The sequence below is a fragment of the Streptomyces anulatus genome (genome assembly GCF_014650675.1).
Taxonomy (GTDB): Bacteria; Actinomycetota; Actinomycetes; order Streptomycetales; family Streptomycetaceae; genus Streptomyces; species Streptomyces anulatus.
This window is the reverse complement of the sequence record NZ_BMVK01000007.1, coordinates 236,676-255,825: the sequence shown is the minus strand read 5'-3', so window position 1 is coordinate 255,825 and position 19,150 is coordinate 236,676. Positions and strand designations below refer to the sequence as shown.

General features: G+C 73.9%; 1 protein-coding gene. It reads left to right on the top strand.

All coding sequences use genetic code 11. The annotated features are described in order from the left end of the window. Nucleotides 1–78: 78 nt before the first annotated feature. Nucleotides 79–19,086 (top strand): WXG100-like domain-containing protein, encoded by a 19,008-nt coding sequence (locus IE272_RS19685; RefSeq protein WP_229897356.1) that lies wholly within the window; start codon nt 79–81, stop codon nt 19,084–19,086. Nucleotides 19,087–19,150: the final 64 nt, after the last annotated feature.

Sequence of the window (19,150 nt, the reverse complement as noted above, 5' to 3'; positions counted from 1 at the left end):
GGGCCGCTCCCGCAGAACCGGGGGAGCGGCCGCTCCGGTCTGCCCGCGCACCATCGGGGGCGGCCCCGCTTGAGCATCATGCCCACGCCGGAGATCAACGCGATGATCTTCGCGCTGACCGGGGAGTTCCTCACCACCATCGACGAGGACCTCGCGGACCAGAGCCAGTACAACTTCACCGGCATGGCCCGCAAGATCGAGCAGCTGTCCGGGCTGATCGAGAAGTCGGTGCACGACATCGCGCAGGCGATGCCGGACGAGCTGTCGAGCTCGTACAAGCAGGCGATGGGCACCCTCATCGACGATCAGGGCAAGAACTACCTCCTGGAGTTCACCAAGCAGCTCGACGAGATCGGCCGGGGCCGCCGGAAGACCGGCATGGACGTCATGGAGTCCAAGTGGCAGGTCATCGCCGAGATCGTCCGGCTGCTCATCGAGATCGCGATCTATCTCGCGCTGTCCTTCTTCACCGGTGGCGCCTCCGCCAGCCAGATCCTCGTGGCGAAGCTGCGCAGCCGGTTCGTGCTTCTGACCCTCTTCAGCCACCTGCTCAAGCGACTCCACCTGATGCCCGCTCTGAGCGAGGCACTGGCGGAGGCGTTCACCACCTTCGCCGTCCGGCTGGCGATGATGAACTTCGCTCCCGACGGCCGCCGTCCGGACGGGATCGACTGGGGCGACATCGGCAAGGCGGCCGCCTTCGGTGCGGCGGCGGGGTTCTTCACCAGCCTCTTCGAGAACTGGGCGAAGAACATCGTCAAGAGCTACGACACCAACTTCCTGAAGGACGGGCCCCTCTTCAAGGACAAGCCCGATCCCGGCCCCGACCTGAAGCTCGACACCCCGCACCCGAAGCCCGGCCCGGACGGCCCGACTCCGAAGCCGGACCCGGACGGCCCGACTCCCAAGCCCGGCCCGGACAGCCCGACCCCGGAACCGAAGCCCGAACCCAGGCCGACCCCCGAACCGACGCCGGGACCCAGGTCCGGCCCGGAGCCGACCCCTGAACCGGGGCCGAACCCGAAGCCGGACCCCGAGCCGGCCCCGACCCCCGGCGGCGGCCCCCAGGACCGCCCGCGGCCCGACCTGAACACCGACCCGCCGCCCTTCCTCCGCGACCGGCCTTTCACCTTCCGCTACGACCCCGCCGTCTGGCGCTCCAACCCCGACCTGTGGCGCAACCAGCGCCTCCTGGAGAACAACGCCGACCGGCCCGGAGCGCTCGCCGGGCACTACGGCCTCAAGGGCGTCCTCGACTTCGCGGCGGCCGGTGGCGGTGAGTCCGTCGGCGAGGTCCTGATCAAGGGCGCGTTCGAAGGCGACTTCTCCTCCAACTGGACCACGTTCGTCGGCGCGGGAGTCAGCAGCAAGGTGGAGGGGGGCCTCGCCGACATCGCTGTCAACACCGGCAACGAACTCCGCACCGCCATCGAGAACCTGCGCAATCAGCCGCCCACCGTCTCGGGCGGACCGGACACGGACGGCCCCGCCCGGTCCGGCGGCGACGACGGCTCCGACCGGACCGGCGGCCGGCCGCGCACGGAGTCCTCGGACGGCGACGGCCCCACACCCGGAGCACCTCGGCCGCCCGGCTCCCCGGAGACCACCGGCCTGGACGAGTACACCGGCAGCCCCTCGCCGCGGCCCGACCTGGCGGAGGGCCCGCCGCCCTACACGCCGCAGGACCCGCCCGCGTACGTCCCGGTGGACCCGCCTTCGTACACCCCGGGCCCGCTACCGGTGACCGCCGCGGAGGACGCGCTGTGGCAGCAGGTCCACCAGGGACCGCCCGAGCTGCGCGAGCAGGCGCTGCGCGACCTCGCCGCCATCCGCGGCGAACAGCCGCCCGGCCCGGCCGAGATCGGCGTACGCGACGGCCTGTACGGCAACCTGTCGCAGCACCCCGAGATACGGGTGGTGCCCACCGGCAACGGGCCGGCCGCGGAGATCGACGCCGACGAGGTACGCCGGGCGCTGGAGAGCCTCGGCACACCGGTGACCGTGGAACCACCGGTTGCGGGGGAGGGGACGCCGACGCCCCCACCGGGAAGCGGCGCGCCGACGGGTCCGGACACGGCCGGCGAGACCGGTGCGACCGGTACGGAGACCGCTCCCGGCCCGACCGGTACGGAGACCGCTCCCGGTCCGAACGGCACGCCCGGTCCGGCCGAGGTCGACACCGACGGCACCACGGGGGACGCGCCCGCGATCGGCGACAGCCCTGCGACGCGGGGGACGCCCGGCGACGCGGTCACCGGCCCGCCCACCGCGGACCGTACCGACACGGAGGCCGGCACCGACACCGGTCCCGGCTCCCGTACGGAGACGCCGCCGCTGACGGTGATCGTCTCGGAGACCCCGCCGTCGCTGGTCGACGGGTCTCCCGAGGCCGCCGCACTGCTGGACGGCGCGGGCGCGGACCGGGCCGTCGTGCTCGGCCCGCCGACCGGGACCGACGCGACGGGGCTTCCGGAGCGCGGCGCGTTCGAGCTGACCCGGGAGGGGCCCGGCGCCCCGGTGCAGGTCCGCCCGCTCGGCGGACCGGAGTACGTCGAGGGCCCGAACGCGCCGGGGACCACGGCGTTCCCCGGCGCGAACGTGCTGCTGCCCCTCGCCGATGCCCTCGGCGTCCCACCCGTCGCGACGGCCACCACCCCGCCGCCCTCGACGGCCACCCCGCCGCCCGCAGCGACGCCGCCGCCGACGTCCGCCCCGCCGGGGCCGCGTCCCGTCACGGAGGGGGGACCGGCCGGCGAGCCCGGCGCGGTGGAGCCCGCACCCGGTGAGCGGATGCCGGAGAGCCCGGTCGGTACCGAGACCGAACAGCGCGGCCCCGACCCGTCCGCGATCAAGGTGGTATCCGGCGAGCAGACCCCCGTCACCAGCGGGACCGGCCCGGACACCACCACGACCGGCCCGGACACCACCACGACCGGCCCGGACACCACCACGCCCCCTCCGGACGCCGCGCCCGACATCAAGCCGCTGCCCGTCACCACATCGACGACCCCCACGAGCACCGACGTACCCGTCGCCTCCAAGCCGGCCTCCGACGCCCGGCCCTGGACCGAGACGGCCACCGACCTGCACCTGGAGTCGGGCCGAGACCACGGAAACCCCACCGCCACACCTGCGGCGGCCCCGACCCCGCCCGGGCAGATCACCGTGCGGCCCGCCGACCCGGCACAGGACCAACCCCCTCAGACACTGAGGGACTTCCTGCCGGAGGACCAGTGGTGGACCTTCTACATCGACCCCAAGAACCACCAGGCCGCGCTCGACGCCTTCCCGGACGACCCCGGCTCCTACTACGACCACGACCGCTCGCCGGGATTCCAGCAAGGCATGGTGTCGGCGTACACGCGGTTCCTCGGCGACCCCGGCACCGTCGCGACGCCCATGGACTCGACCTCGTACCGGACCATGCACGGGCTGGCCACCGGCCACCTCGGCCGGACGATCGGCTGGTCCGGCGGCGGTGCCACACAGTTCCCGCTGCGGGGCGAGACGCTCGCCGACGACATCTTCGACGAGCGCATCGGCGACCAACTGCTGGTCTACGACACGACCAGCCGCGACTGGTCCACGCCACTGCCCAAGCCCCGGCCGGTCACCATCCTGACCCGGTTCCTGCACAACAACCCGTCACTGGCGACCAATTACGGCAAGAACGCTGCCCCCGGCCTCGTCGACACGCTCTTCCAGCAGCACTACGCCCGCGTCTCCGAACCCGACGCCGACGACACGGTCAAGCTCGCCTCCATCGTCCGCACGATCCGGGCGCTGCATGTGGTCCACCCGTTCCAGGACGGCAACCTCCGGTCCAACGTGCAGATCCTGCTGCCGAAACTCCTGCTGGAGCAGGGCCTGCGCCCGGTCGTGCCCGACAACATGTACAGCCTGTTCCAGGGCGGCCGCTCGGTACCGCAGATGGTCGAGTCCCTGATCCGCAACGGTGCTCTGGACACCGGGAGTCCCCGCGCGCCGCAGGGCGAGACCGCTGCCGACGTTCACCTGGAGTCGAGGCAGGACAGCATCGTCGACACGGGCGACGAGCCGGTCGCCCCGATCACCACGAGCAGCACCGACCACGACGCGAGCACGCCGGCCCCCACGCCCGAGCCGTCCGTCACCACGCTCGACAGCAGGACGGTGCCCTTCAGCGAGCTCCGGCGCTTCGTGCCACAGGCGCGGTTCGCCCCGCAACCCGGTGTGGCCGTACAGACGTTGACCATCTCGCAGAGCCCGGCCGAGGACGGTACGGGACGGAGCGCCGGCCGTGAGGCGCTGCTGGGGCAGGACAGCTTCCGCGGGGTGCGCACCACCTCGGCCGAGCCCCCGCCCCCCGGTTCCACCGAGGCACCGCCCGCTCCCCGTACGGTCTTCACCGGCCCGCCGACCGCGCTCCCCGGCTCCGGCACCGAGCGGGGCGCCGACTACTTCGTGGGCCACGGCACGCCCCGTACCGTCACCCTCGGGACGGACAACGCCGCCTACCCCACCATCAAGGTCAGCGGTGTGCAGCTCGGCGAGCTGCTCAAGTCCTGGGCCCAGGACGGGGACCAGGACCGACCGCTGGTGCTGTTCTCCTGCGAGACCGGGCAGCAGCCGATGATCGCGGGACTGCCGGTCGCCCAGCACGTGGCGAACCGGACCGGGCGCCCGGTGTACGCGCCGACGACCGAGGCGGGCACCGCGAAGGACCGGGACGGCCAGATCCGCGCGGTCCTCGGCGAAGGCCCGGACGGGCCGGGCCGTTGGCGGCTGTTCACCCCGGAGCCCGCCGGGGCCGACCTGGACGGCCTGGCGCGCGACGCCGGACTGCACGCAGGCCCGGACCCGGCCGACGCCTTCGCCCGTGCCCGAACCCTCCAGCAGATCCGCACCCTGCGCGAGGCCCTCGGCCCGGACGCCGAACAGCATGCGGACAACCGGGAGTCGCTGGCCGCCCTCGCCTACGTGGACGGCCTGCGCTGGCGCGATCCGGGCACCGCCGCCCGGTACGGCGACGGCCGGATGACCCCGGACCTGCTGGACCGGATGGTCACCGACTGGCACACCGCCACCAACGGCACGAACGTCGACCCGGCCACCGGCCCCACCCCGGGGCAGTACAGGGCGTTCCTCGAAGCCGCCGCCGGACTGCGGGCCGGCGCGACCCCCGCGACGACGCTCGATACCCTGCTGCCGCCTCCACCGCCCGAACTGCCCCCGGACACCCTCGTCTCGCAGCCCGATGTGCTCGGCCTCGCCTACGCGCGCTCCGCGCAGATCACCTGGTCGCTGTCCAACACCCCGCTGCCGCTGTCCGAACTGGGCCTCGGACCCGACGACACCGCCGAGCTGGCCCGCCGCCTGCACCACCCGGAGCCGGCGGCCCCGCCCGCCCCGCCCGTCCGGCAGGACGCGCCGGGGCCCGACGGAACCCCGCCCCCGGCCCCGCTCCCGGTGAACTCCCTCGTCGTCAACGCGTACACGGCCCGGCACGTGTACGGCATTCCGGAGAAGAATTTCGACAAGTTCCGTGATGTGGCGCGGGACCGGAATGTGGTGGTGGATGTGCGGCCGACGAATCCGTCGGCGCCGAACTGGCTGGATGCGGGGGCGATGCCGAAGCCGCAGGACATCAAGGCGAAGACCGTCAACGAGGTCGATGTTCTGCTGGGCGCCGATGCGGGGAATGTCGGTCTGGTCGGCTACTTCAAGCCGGTTCTGCCGGATCAGGGGTCGGTTCCGGTGGATGCGTGGGACCGGGTGGTCTCCCGCTTCAACCAGCGGTCCACCGAGTTCCATGAGCTGGCCGGGAAGATGGCCCGGTACGAGGCCGACGGCAAGTTCACCGTGCACGAAGGAATCGTGTTCGGATTCGACGGCGAGGGTGAGCGGCGTCCGATCACCGGGGACCACGATCTGTTCGATGTGTCGTCCCCGGACGGTTCGCGGATATCGCATCCGGCGCACGATGCGCTGATCGATGAGATGCGGGCCAAGGACATGGCCGTCGTGCACGGCGCGCACATGTTCTGGAACCCTCCGACGGCATTCGACAAGTCGGTCTTCGACAAGATCGTCACCTCCCATCAGGGTCCCTCCGGAGAGCCGCTGCTCCGCTTCAGCCCCAACAGCGACCACGCCGTCCTCACCTGGACGCAGAAGCTCAAGCCAGGACAGGTCGACTCCTACACGGCCCGGCACGTGTACGGCATTCCGGAGAAGAATTTCGACAAGTTCCGTGATGTGGCGCGGGACCGGAATGTGGTGGTGGATGTGCGGCCGACGAATCCGTCGGCGCCGAATTGGCTGGATGCGGGGGCGATGCCGAAGCCGCAGGACATCAAGGCGAAGACCGTCAACGAGGTCGATGTTCTGCTGGGCGCCGATGCGGGGAATGTCGGTCTGGTCGGCTACTTCAAGCCGGTTCTGCCGGATCAGGGGTCGGTTCCGGTGGATGCGTGGGACCGGGTGGTCTCCCGCTTCAACCAGCGGTCGACGGAGTTCCATGAGCTGGCCGGGAAGATGGCCCGGTACGAGGCCGACGGCAAGTTCACCGTGCACGAAGGAATCGTGTTCGGATTCGACGGCGAGGGTGAGCGGCGTCCGATCACCGGGGACCACGATCTGTTCGATGTGTCGTCCCCGGACGGTGCCCGGATCTCGCCCCTGGACCATGACGCGCTGATCGATGAGATGCGGGCCAAGGACATGGCCGTCGTCCACGGCGCGCACATGTTCTGGAACCCTCCGACCGCTTTCGACAAATCGGTCTTCGACAAGATCGTCAGCTCCCACGAGGGCGCGACCGGCGAACCACTGCTCCGCTTCAGCCCCGGCAACGACCACGCCGTCCTCGTCCACCCCGAGCCCCGCCCGGACTCGCCGCCGCCCGCCCGCCCGGAGAGCATCGCGGAGGACATGCAGCTGTCCGGCAAGGACACCGGGACACCGGCCCTCGCGGACACCGTCCGCGCGGACGGTCAGGCCTTCCGCAGACTGCCCGCCCGGGCCGACGGGGACTGCCTCTTCCGGTCGCTCCTCGACACCGCGCGCACCCGGCCCGTCCCGCCCCCCTGGGCCGCGCGGAACGTCACCGGACTCCGCACCCTGCTCCGCGACCGGCTCACCGGCTCCGAACTGCTCGCCCCTGATGTCGAGGCCACCCCCGACCCGGTGCTCGCCGTCGTGGACGACCTCCGGATGACCGCCCTGGCCGGGGTGCGGAACCCGGAGGCGCGGGAGCGGATCGGGCAGCGCTGGGACCGCATCGAGCAGGCGGTCGTCACCGGCGGGGACGCACGCCGATGGCGGCAGATCCTGAAGGACAGCGGCTACTCCCCCCTCGCCGACGTGGCCCCCACCCCCGCCGACGCGCGGCGGCTCGGCACCGATGGGCTGATCCTCGCGGCGGCCGAACTCCCGGCCCTGTGGTCCTCGCCCTTCGCCGACGCGCTCCCGCTCGCGCTGGCGCACACCCTCGACGTCGAGCTGCGGCTCGTCCGGCCCGACGGGTCGGCCCCGGCGGGCACCTCCGTCACCCCGCTCAACCCGGGCGGCCGGGGCGGCACCCTGCACCTGGCCTACAACGGCACCGACCACTTCGACGCCCTGGTCCCGGCGGCGTCCCTGCCGGCCCCCGCCACCACCCCGACTCCTCCTCCTGTCCCCGCCCCGGCCACCCCGGACCCGGCCGGCCCCGACGTCTTCGGCGAGTGGCTGCGGAGCCTGGGCGGGGTCACGGATCTGGACAGCCCGGCCGAGGAGACCCCGGACCGGGGCGACCCCGTACCGCTGGAGACCCAGCTGGAGCGGCAACGCCCCGCACGACTGCTGACCGGCGAGGACGCCCGGCCGCCGGGCCCCGCCCCGCGCACCGTCACCTTCGACGACGGCAGCCGGCTGCCCGCCGTGCTGATCAGCCCGGACGCCGATCCGGACGACGGCTCCACCGGCCCGGGCGCGCGGACCGAAGGGACGCCGAGGACCGGGCTTCTCAACGGCCTGGGCGTCGTCACCCTGCGCTCGCCCGAGCAGGTGGCGAAGGAGGTCTTCGACCAGCTGCCCGAGAAGCTCCGCGCCCAGTTCGACGCAGCGGAGCTGCTGCGCCTGCTGAAGGACCAGCCCGGCGCGTTCACCGCCCCGCGCGGCGCCCGCTTCGTCGGCCGGGAGAAGTCCGGGACCGGCCACGAGCTGGTCGTCGAGGCCGTCCCGTACCACCGCTGGGAGCGTTTCTCCGAGGTCGGCGGCGCGACCGTCCGGCTGGACACCATGCGGCGGGGCCAGGCGGGTACGGGCGGCGGGCGCAGCGTCGGTGTCGGCCGCCGGGTCGCCGCCGCGGTGGGCATGGGGCCGCCGCTCAACTGGATGCTGAAAATCGGTGTCTCGCTGGGCTGGACCCGTAGGACCGACTACACCCAGGGCACCCAGGCGTACCACCAGAGCGAGTACCGGGCCTGGGAGGGGTCCCACCTGCATCTGGACGACGTCCACTACCGGGTGCGCGTCGAGCGGGTCACCGAGGCCCCGAAGACCCCCGCCCCGACGCCCACCGGGCCCGGCACCCCGCCCGCCGCCACGCCACGCTGGCAGCGCAGCCAGGTGCACTCCGCGGCTTTCGCCATGCGGGACGGGCTGAGCTGGCGGCTGCCGGACGACCTCACCGTGCCCTTCAAGGGGCCGAAGCGCGCCCCGGAGACGCTCACCTTCCCGGACGGGGCCGAACCTCGGATCACCGACACGACCGCCCTCCACCTGACGGACCCGCCGGAGGACGTGGCGCTCGCCATCTCCGGTGCGCGCCCCGGAAGTTCGGCCCACCGCACGCTGGTCTCCTACGTACGGCCCGGGCGGCTGCTCGGTCTCTTCGGACGGTTCGCCGGACCCGTCAGCGGACCCGAGCTGACCCGGGGCAGCGGGCAGCACCCGCTCGGCCACCTGATCGTCGAGCGGTCGATCCCGCACCGGGCCACCCTGGTCACGGAGTCGGTCAAGGCGGAGGTCCGCGACCTCACCCAGACCACGTACCAGAACCAGCGCGCCCACGTCCGCGACACCCGTCTCGGCGTCCAGGTCACCGCCGGGCCCAACTACACCCTCATCGGCCCCGAGACCGACGTACGCCTCCAGGGCGGCCCCCTGGTCCGTACCGACCTCAGCGCGGGCCGCGGCCACTACCTCGGCACTGACGCCGCTCGCAAGGTGACCGGCCGCGTTCGCAACCACCCGATGGCGCTGTACCGGGTGGAGCGCACCCTGATGGTGCGCAAGGCCGGTCAGCCGGCCTCCGCCGCCCTGCCGGTCCGGGTGGTCAGCCTCGACTGGTACTCCACCCAGGACGCGCGCCGCCTCGCGGGCTGGGACAGCCGCACGCCCGGAGCGACCGGCCCGAACCCGGACGCCGAGCCGCCGGTGCCGTGGTACCTCACCCGTCAGGACCCGGTGCACCTGGGCGGCCAGGTCCGCGCCGAGGGATTCGTACCGGACCAGCGGCCCCCCGCCCCGGCCACCACGACGACGGCCCCCGCCCCGGCGACCACGACTCCGGCCCCCGCGCCGACCCCCGCCACCCAGGACCCCCTGAAGGCCTTCACCGACACGGTCCTGGACACGCTGCACCGCGCGTACCCGTCGCTCTTCGTCCCGCCCCTGATGCTGCGCCACCCCCACCTGGCCAAGCTCTGGTACGGGGACGGGCGCATGCGGACCGCCCTGCACAACGAGCGCCAGGTGCGCGAGGCGCTGAACCGGCCGAGCCTCGCGCAGAGCCTCGACGACCTGACGACCACCGGAGTGCCGGTCACCCTCACCGAGGACGGCAAGGTCCGGCGGGGCCACCACACGCTCATCCTGCGCGCCCGCCTCAGCGACCGGCGGTTCGAGACCACCCTCGGCGAACGCTCGCTGCGCAACGCCGTCATCGGCACCGAGATCTCCGGCCAGGGGCAGCAGGAGTCCACCACCCTCTCCGCCGGCGTCGAACTGGGCATCTCGCCGCGCGACCACGACAAGGACCCCGGCACCGGGCTGCCCCGCCAGGCGGGCAACGTCTCCCTCGGCGCCCGTCACGCGCAGACACGCACCCGCGCCACCAAGAACACCGTCGCGGTCGCCCACGACCAGCTGACCTTCCAGAACGGCGCCGATCTCTACAGCTACCAGGTGGAGTTGGGCGCCACCTTCGAGGGCCACCGCCGCCCGCGCGGCTGGACCCGGCTGGTCTCGGTGGGGCTCCTGGGCGCGGGTGTCTTCGTCAGCAAGGTCGGGGAGCGCCCGCTGTTCACCCGGGGGAACGAGACCGTCGGCCGGGTCGAGCTGGCCGTCCCGGCCGCCCACGGCTCCGACCGCCACGCCCCCGCCGACCCGCCGGCCACCGGCCCCGCGCCGACGCCCGCCCCCGCCCCCGCGCCGCGTCCGCTCTCCTCCACCGACGCGGACCAACTCCTCGACGGCACACCGCCCCTGCCCCGGACAAGCGCGTCCGACCGGCAGCTCGTGAACAAGCTGCTCAGCGCCCCGCACGTGGTCCTCAGCACCGAGGGCGGCGAGCAGCGCCAGCGGCTCGTCCAGGACACCGCCGACCGCGCCACCGGCACCTCCTGGCACGTCAGCGCGCCCGGCACCCCGATCCGCACCGCCCTGCGCCGGGCCATGGCCAACCTCGGCGTCGCCGGGCAACTCGGCCAGTACCTCGGCCCGTTCGGCTCCCGCATCACCGGGCTCACCGGCGCGGGCCCCTTCTCGACCCACTACCTCAAGGCGGCGGTCCGGGGCGAACTCGACAACGTACGCGTCAAGAGCGACCCGAAGCCGGGCAGTCTCGAAGCCACGATCGGCAACGAGCACCGCGTCGCCGGCACCTCCGGCAGCGGCTCCCGGACCACCCTCGGACTCCAGGGCGCCGTGACGCCGGTGCAGCAGGCACCGGGCCAACAGGCGGTGGTGGGGGCGTACTCGACCGCTCTCCAGTACGCCTGGGGCAAGGGTCGCAGCGTCTCCCAGACCCTCACCCGGGGCCGCAACACCACCCTCAGCTACGCCGGGCGGATGTACCTCGTGGTCGCCGACGCCGCCGAGACCGTGGCCGTACGGGACCGCTGGACAGCCGCGATGGGGGCGGTCGGCACCCGCTCCGGGGGCCGGATCAGCGCCGCGGCCGGCCGGATCTCCGACCGGCTGGGGCGCGGCCTCTCCCCGCGCCGGGCCGCCGCAGCGCTCCAGCGCATCCGCGACGCGGTGATGTTCCACCTGCCGATGCAGGACGCCATCGAGGCCGGACTCGCCCCCGACGGCCTCGGCACCCGCACACCGGCCAACCTCGGCGGCGGCTACCGGCTGCCCCCCTTCCTCCGCCGCCACTTCCCCTCCCACCCCAGCGGCCGACTCGACGCGAGCCGGGTGGCACAGCAGCTGATGGGGCAGCTGGAGAGGATGGGCGTGCCCTCGCACGACCGGGAACAGGTGCTCCAGCGCCTCTCACCGGACTTCCTCCGCTCCCATGTGCACGAGCTGACCACCGACGGGATGGCACTGCCGGTCCACTACCGCACCTGGACGAGCCCGCACCACCTGCCGGTCGGCGGCAGCCCGGGGCAGCTGCGGCTCACCCTGACGCCGGTCACCACCACCGTGGAACGGCTGCGTACGGGCTACGAGCTGGAGGACTACCGCACCACCGCCCGCGACGACGTCGACGGCCGATCCCAGGACCGGGGCGCCGACGTGACGCTCAGCGCGAGCGAACGCGCTGCGGGCAGCGGGGTGCTGGTCGCCAATCCGGCCCTCCAGGGCACCGCGGCCAAGCAGCGGTCGAGCAACGTGACCGAGGCGGTCGGCAGTACGGCGATGCCCAACATCGCCACCACCCAGGCGCACGCCGAGATCGTGACCACGTACACCCTGACGGCCACGCTGGTGGACGCGTCCGGGAAGCCGCTCGGCCCCACCGCCACCGCCCCCGTCGGCAGCCTCAACGAGATCCTCCCGGCGAGCCTGCTCACTCCGGACGGCGACGGCGCCGACGGCGCGCTCACCGAACAGGACGTGCCCGAACCACCGCGTGCGGTCAATGTGCTGACGGCTGATCAGGCACGGCCGGAGTCCATCGCCCGGTGGCGGACCACGGACCGGGAGACCGGCGAGCGGGACCCGGACATCCTCCCCTTCGACGATGTGATCGGCTCCGGCATCCTCGCCGTGGACATCCTCGGCTCGGCCAACGTGCAGGACGCCCTCACCCTCGCCACCGCCCGCGCCGACGGCTTCCCCGGCGACCTGGATCTCGGCGAGCGGCACACGGGCGCCACGCTCACCGAACGCGTACGGATGGCCCGCCACACCCCACTCACGGGCCTGGGCACCGCCCCGGCCCAGGCCCAGCAGGAGGCCACCTCCCAGGTCGGCCTGACCGCGGGCTTCCGCGAGGCGCTCGGGGCCGACGGCTCGCCGCTGCCCACCCAGTCCTCCGCCCGCCTCCTCGGCCAGTCCCACACCGCGGACTCCCGTCTCTACGCCAAGATGCACCGGGCCGGCGCCCGGCTGCTGGCCGTGGAGAACAAGCCGCGCATGGAGGCCATGCAGCGGCGCAAGACCGGCGACGCGCTGGACGCCGGCATCACCGACAACGTCGAGGGCGCGGTCAGCACGTCACCGCTGGCGGGCAACAGCAACGCGGGCGTGACCAACCCCGGCGCCACGGTCCCGATCGGCGGCGCCAACGACGCAACCGCCCTCAGGAGCGCCACCGACACCACCCTCGGCACGCACGTCAAGGTCGTCACCGACCGCAGCATGCTCTTCGCGGTTCCCGTCAGCTGGCTCTCGGTGGCCGAGGTCGACCACCGGGTCACCGACAGCCGCCCGATGCAGGCCCTCGGCAAGCCCAAGCGCGGCCCGCGCGCCGTGGAGGCCGAGACCACCGCCCTGGTCTGGCTCCGCGAGGACATCGCCCGCGACTACGGCCTCCTGGACGACACCACCTTCCCCGACGAGGCCCGCACGGCCTGGGACGACCAGGCGAAGTCGGCGGCCGACCTCGCCACCGCCGAGAAGAACTACTACGACGCCCGCGCCAGGACCCGGGAGACCTGGCTCGGCCTGAGCCCCGAGGAGCAGGCCGCACTCGGGGACGACGACCGGGCCACGGTCCTGCCCCGGGCCATCGCCGGCTCCCCGGCCGTCACCGCCTGGCAGACAGCCCGCGACGAGGTACGCCGCTGGCAGCAGCGCCTGGACGCCGCCGCGAAGGACCACCACCGCCTCCACCTCGCCGCCGCCCGCCTCACCGCCCACCACCAGGGTTCCGGCTCGGTGCCGGTGAAGGACGTACCGCAGGAGTACACCGAGCCCGACTGGCGCTCCGAGGCGCCGGAGCCGTACACGGTCACCGACGCCACCGACTCCGCCCCGCGCACCCTCACCTCGCCGGACGGGCACACGGTGCACGAGGTGCACGAAGTGCCCCACGACGGGGCCTCGTTCTTCCACGCACTGCTCACGACGGCCCAGGACCGGGGCAAGCTGCCCTTCCTGCTCGACGCGGACCTCGCCGACCGGTTCACGGCCGACCCCGGGGACCCGGCGGTCACCGCCGAGGCCGTCGACGCCGTGCGCGACCGGCTCGCCTGGGCGCTGGCCGACAACGGCAACGAGGACCTGCTCGACGGGCTCGCACTGGACGCGGCGGACACCTTCACCCAGGCCGAACTGGACTACGCGGAGATCGATCTGACGGAGGCACAGCAAGCGGAGTTCGACGCGCTCGGCCGGCTTCCGCAGACCGTCTGGCCGAGCCCGGCACAACGGGTGGCGCTCGCCACGGCGGCCCTGTACCGCCCGTTCACGGCCGAGCCCACGACAAAGACCCCGGACGGCGGAGACCCGGCCCCGCCCGAGCGCCGGGCGGGCGACCACGGTGGCGCGGACGTGCTGCCCGCACTCGCGGCACGGGTCCTGGGCACCCCGGTGACGGTGGTGACGGGGGAGGGGCGCCGGCAGATGTTCCTCCCGCACGGCGCCGACCCGGCGACGGCCGACGCGGCCTCGGGCCCGGTGCTGTTCGCCGCGGACGGCTTCTTCTCCGCCGCGCTGACACCCGGCACGACGCCGCCCCTCGCCACCGCGCTGCCCGCCCCGCCGACCACCAGCGCACCCTCACGGAGCACGGAGACCACCCCGAAGCCGCCCGCCCACCGCAGCCACGCCACCCCGCCCTGGCTGCCGCCCGCCGACGCCGACGGCCCGCGCTACCGCCTGGACCGCGACGGACTCCTCACCGCACCCGACGGCGCCACCTACACCCAGGGCGCTCCGGCGGGCCGGGGCAACGGCTTCTTCGCCGCGCTCTCCACGGCCCTGCGCCACGCCGCCCGGCAGCCCGGCCGCGACCCGCGTGCGGCGGCCCGGCTCCGCACCCGCGCCGGAGCGTCGCCCGCCCAGTTGATGCGCCTGAACGGGCTCCCCGGTGAGCGGTCGGATCGCGACACGCTGTTCTCGCCCCCGCCGCCCGGGGGCCGAAAGGGCGCTCCCGCCCTCAGCCAGGACGCCCTCGACGGCCGGCTGCGCCGCCACCTCGCCAACGCCCCGTGGGGCCCGGACGCCGACCGTGCGGTGGCCGAGTGGGCGGCGAAGGCGACCGGCGCCACGGTCACCCTGATCGAGGAGAACGGCACCGCCCACACCTACGCCGGCCCCTCCGCCGACGCGCCCCACCTTCGACTCCGCCGCCGGGGCGGGGACTTCGTACCGCTGCTCCTCCGGACCCCGGCCCCGGCCCCGGCACCGAAGCCGAAAACGCCCACACCGAAGCCGGAGACCCCGGAGCCCCTGGTCCCGAAGCCGAAGGCCCCGGAATCACCGAAGGCGCCCACGGACGGCGATCTTCCGGGGCTGTCCGGGGAGGAAGAGGCATACGAACTCAGCACGCTGTCCGGCGCGGAGCCCCAGCCCCTGCGGCAGCCGCACGAGAACACCGGCATCCGCACCGGCACCGGGTCCGACAACGAAACCGACTCCGACTCCGACTCCGAGGGCGAGGAGGACATCCCGATCTGGGCCGACCCCGAGTGGCTGACGGCGGTGTTCGGACCGCAGTGGAACAGGGCTCCGCGCGCCCGCCTCCAGGAGACCTCCCAAGCCCTCTACGAGCTGGTCGAGGAGGCGGCGGGCGGCCGTCCGACCCGCGACGGGCTGGCCGACCTCGTCCGGCACGTCCTGCACCTGCCGCTCCGGGCCCGGGTGAGCAACCAGGACGTCCTGGACCTGGGAGCGCTGGCGCTGGAGGCGTCGTCGGACGATCTGGCGACCGCCGACGACCTCGCCGGGTACTTCGTCGACCGGCAGATCGAGACCCGGCGGGACGCCCTCGCCGAGGAGACCCAACTGCGTGACGCGGACCGGACCCCGGCGGGACGTGACTTCACCGGGGCGAACCGGGGCCTTCCGGCTCCGGACTCCTACCTCGCCGAGCGTTCCGGCCGCGCGGCCGTGCAGAGCCCGGAGTGGCGGAAGCCGTACCTGTTCGTGGCCGGGGCGGCCGAGGGCGGCGGCGTCGAGATCGTCACGCCGTGGCGCACCTTCGTGGTCCGGGACGCCGAGGAGATGGCCCGGATCATCTCGTACGACTCCCGGCGGCCGGGCGGCGCGGACATCGTCCTCGCCCTGCCTCCGGTGTTCGCCGCACAGGTCGCCAACCTGGTCGCAGGCACGACGGCGCGCCCGGTCTGGTACCCGCTGGGACCGGCGGAGGTCGCCACCCATCCCACCACCGGGGCCGCCCACCTCGTGGTGCACCGGCGGGCCGGGGAAGCCGGACCGGACTGGACCACGCCCCCGCCACCGCAGGAGCCCGGACTGCCCGGCGCCCGTGACCTCGGCAGCGGTGACAGCGACACCGACGACGGCTCCGACAGCGACGACGGGAGCGACAGCGGCTCCACCAGCGACGGCGACGCCGAGTTCGACCGGCTGGCCGACCTCGCCCAGTTCGAACGCCGGGTCGACGCGCTGCGCCCTCGCCCCCTGGTCACCCGCGCCTACGAGGTCCTCGACGACAGCGGCACCGGAGTGCTGTTCACCGAGCCCGGGCCCCGGACGGTCGGCGAAGTCCGCACGGCGGAAGGGGCCGAGGGACCCGCGCTGGTCCTGCCTCACCAGACTCCGGGGGCCGTCCCCGCCGCCGACCGGCCGCCGCTGCACATCTCCGAGGACCGGACGGTCGCGCTGCTCTCGGCCGGGGACGACACCACCGGCCGGGGCCGGCAGGTGTACGCCACGCGTACGGCGATCGAGCGCTCCTCGGCCCGCCTGGCCGCCGCCGGAGCCGGAGTGCGGCTGGAGGCCGATCCGTCGGTGCGCGTGGTGCTCGACCAGGAGGACGGCACGCCCGGCGAACCGCTGTTCCGGGTGGAGCCCCGGTTCCTCACCGGCTCCGGAGCCTCCGAGCACGCTTTCACCCGGGACTTCGCCCGGATGGTCGCCGGGACGGATGCCGCGCCGCTCTCCCACCTCGCCTTCCGCGCCCCCGACGGTACGGTCGCCACGGCCCCGGTCAACGGACTGCACGGCCGGGAGGTCACCGGCACCCACCACCTGGCCCAAGCGCTGACGGAGGTGGCCCACGGCACCCGCCCGGCCACCGGGGTCACTCCTGACTGGGCCGTCCGACAGGCGGGCCGGGACCCGCGCTTCACCGGCGGAGTGGTGGGCGCGCCCACCCCGGGCGAGGCGTACGGCCAAGCACTCAGCCACACCCAGGACAACGCGCGGCGCGGACCGTTGACACAGGCCGCCGCCCGTGCCGGGGTCAACCAGTTCGCTTGGGCGGAGGTCGGCGAGGGCTATCTGATCCAGTCGGTCAGCACCACCAACGACGGCGGCGCGCAGCTGTTCACCCACAACCACGCCAAGCCCGGCGACCCGGTCGGTCCGCACGCCCCGTACCACTTCGCGCAGGTGGTGCTGGCCAGCGAGGACGGCACCCACCAGATCACTCTGGAGAACGAGACCCACTCCCGCACACCGATCCCGGCCGACCAGCTCGACGCGGTCGTCGACGAGAACCTCGACCGTTACGACGAGGCCCAACTGAATCAACTGGAAAGGGAGTCGGAAGGACGCGCCGCGACCGCCCGGCGTGACGGGGCGGCCCCGGCGGAGGTCGCCCGCCTGGAATCGTTCGCGCGCACGGCCCGGGCCCTGGCCGCCGTCCACGAGGCCGAGCACGTGCGGTGGTACTTCACCGAGGACCGTCCCGAACACGCCCTGGCCCAGCGCGAGGTGGACCAGGCCCGCGCCCGCGCCCGGGACGCCGTGCGGTCCGCCGCACCGGTGGGGGAAGACAAGGACCAGTGGTTCTTCCGGGCCTACAGCAAGCGCCCCGGTGAGTCGGCCCACGCGGTCAACGCGGCTCTGCTGTCCGGGAGTTCGTCCGCCGTCTCCAATCCGCTCACCACGGTGGCCCTGCACGGCCACGCGCTCCGCCCGGACCAGCGGACCGTACGGTTCGCCGAGCAGCAGCACACACCGTCGCCGGACGCCGACGAGAACCTGGACGCCCTGGCCCTGTCCCTGGCCCGTACCGGCCTGTGGAACCACGCCAACGGCCTGCCCCTGCCCGCGGTCACCGTCACCGGACACGGCAACCGCTCCCGGACCAGCGCCCAGAAGCGGGCCGAAGCGGTCGGCAAGGCGCTCGGGGACCGGCTGGGCAGGCTGCTGAGGACCTTCCAGGAAGGCGTCCCGGGCCCGCACGTCCGGCTCGCCGACTTCACGCTCACCCTGGACGCCCAGCGGGTCCGTCGCGCCACCGACCCGGACCGGGGACGGCTGGTGACCGTCGACATCGACGACCAGCGGCACGCCTCGCGCCCCGCACCCACCCGCCCCGCGCCCGCCGGAGAGCCGCCCCGCACCGAACCGCCCGCGCTGCCCCGTCCGACCGCGGAGCCCGCCCCCGGGGTCTCGCGGCCCACCGGTACGGACCCGACCACCGGGACCCCTGCCACCGGGACCCCGCCCACGCGGCCCGGCACCACCGCGTCCGCCACCACCCCCTCCGACCGGGCCCCCTCCCGCCCCGGCCGCCGGTCCGCGACTCCCAGCCCCGACCGGGGTGCGCCGGTGCCCGCATGGGTACGGGCGCGCATCCGGTACGCCGAGGAGTCCGTCGCCTTCGAGCGCCGACTGGCCGAACACCTCGCCGAGAACAAGGCGGTGACGGAGGAGTTCCGGAAGATGGCGCGCGCCGCGTGGGACCGGGCGCGGCAGCAGTATCCGCACGCCCTCGACACCTTCGGCAGCGAGAACCCGAGCATGCCCGGAACGGTCGGAACCAGCAGGCCCGTCCTCCAGCAGATGCTGCGGACCGGCAACCTGAGGGAGCTGACGACCTTCCTCTTCCAGGGCATCTCCAGCGACCTGGTGCCGGAGATGCTCGGGGGCAGGGAGGACCCGAACCCGGCGATCGAGGAGGAGCGGCCCAGCCGCCGCCAGGCGGAGGGCCGCGCCGAACTGGAGCGGCTGGCGGCGGAGTTGAATCTGGACGACACCCTCTCCGTACCGGAGAAGCAGGCGGCGCTCGCCCGTGCCACCCACCGGCACACGGTCCGGACCGACCCCGAGGACGTACGCCCGCCGCTGAGCCGGGCCGAGCGCCCCTACGCGGTGAACGAGCTCGGGCTCACCTGGATGCCCGCCTCCTCCGTGTACGACCTCGCGATGGCGTCCGGCCTCCAGGGTGCGTCCGAGGACACGGGGGGCCTGGTCCTGACGGGCACGGCGGGTTCGACGTACCGCTTCCTGGTGCACGCCGCCCGGATGAGGGACCGGTGGGGGATCGACCTGGACCTCGGCCTGATCCGGGCCGGCATGATCGCCACCTCGCTGTCGGCGGGCCACCACTCGTTCCACGAGGTGATGCGCGGCGCCCAGTTGGCGCTCGACGGCCTTCCCGGTCACGACCCGGCCCTGGACTACCGGGACAACTGGGGCCGGTACTGGAACGTCCACCCGCTCACCGAACAGGAGCTGCGCGACCACGTCGCCCGGGACGGCCTCTTCCCCGACGAGCACGCCCGGGCCGTGCTCGACGTAACGTGATCTTCTGCCGCACATGGAAGGTCCGTGTGTCCGGGTCGACCCGTGCGAGGGGTTCCGGAGGCGA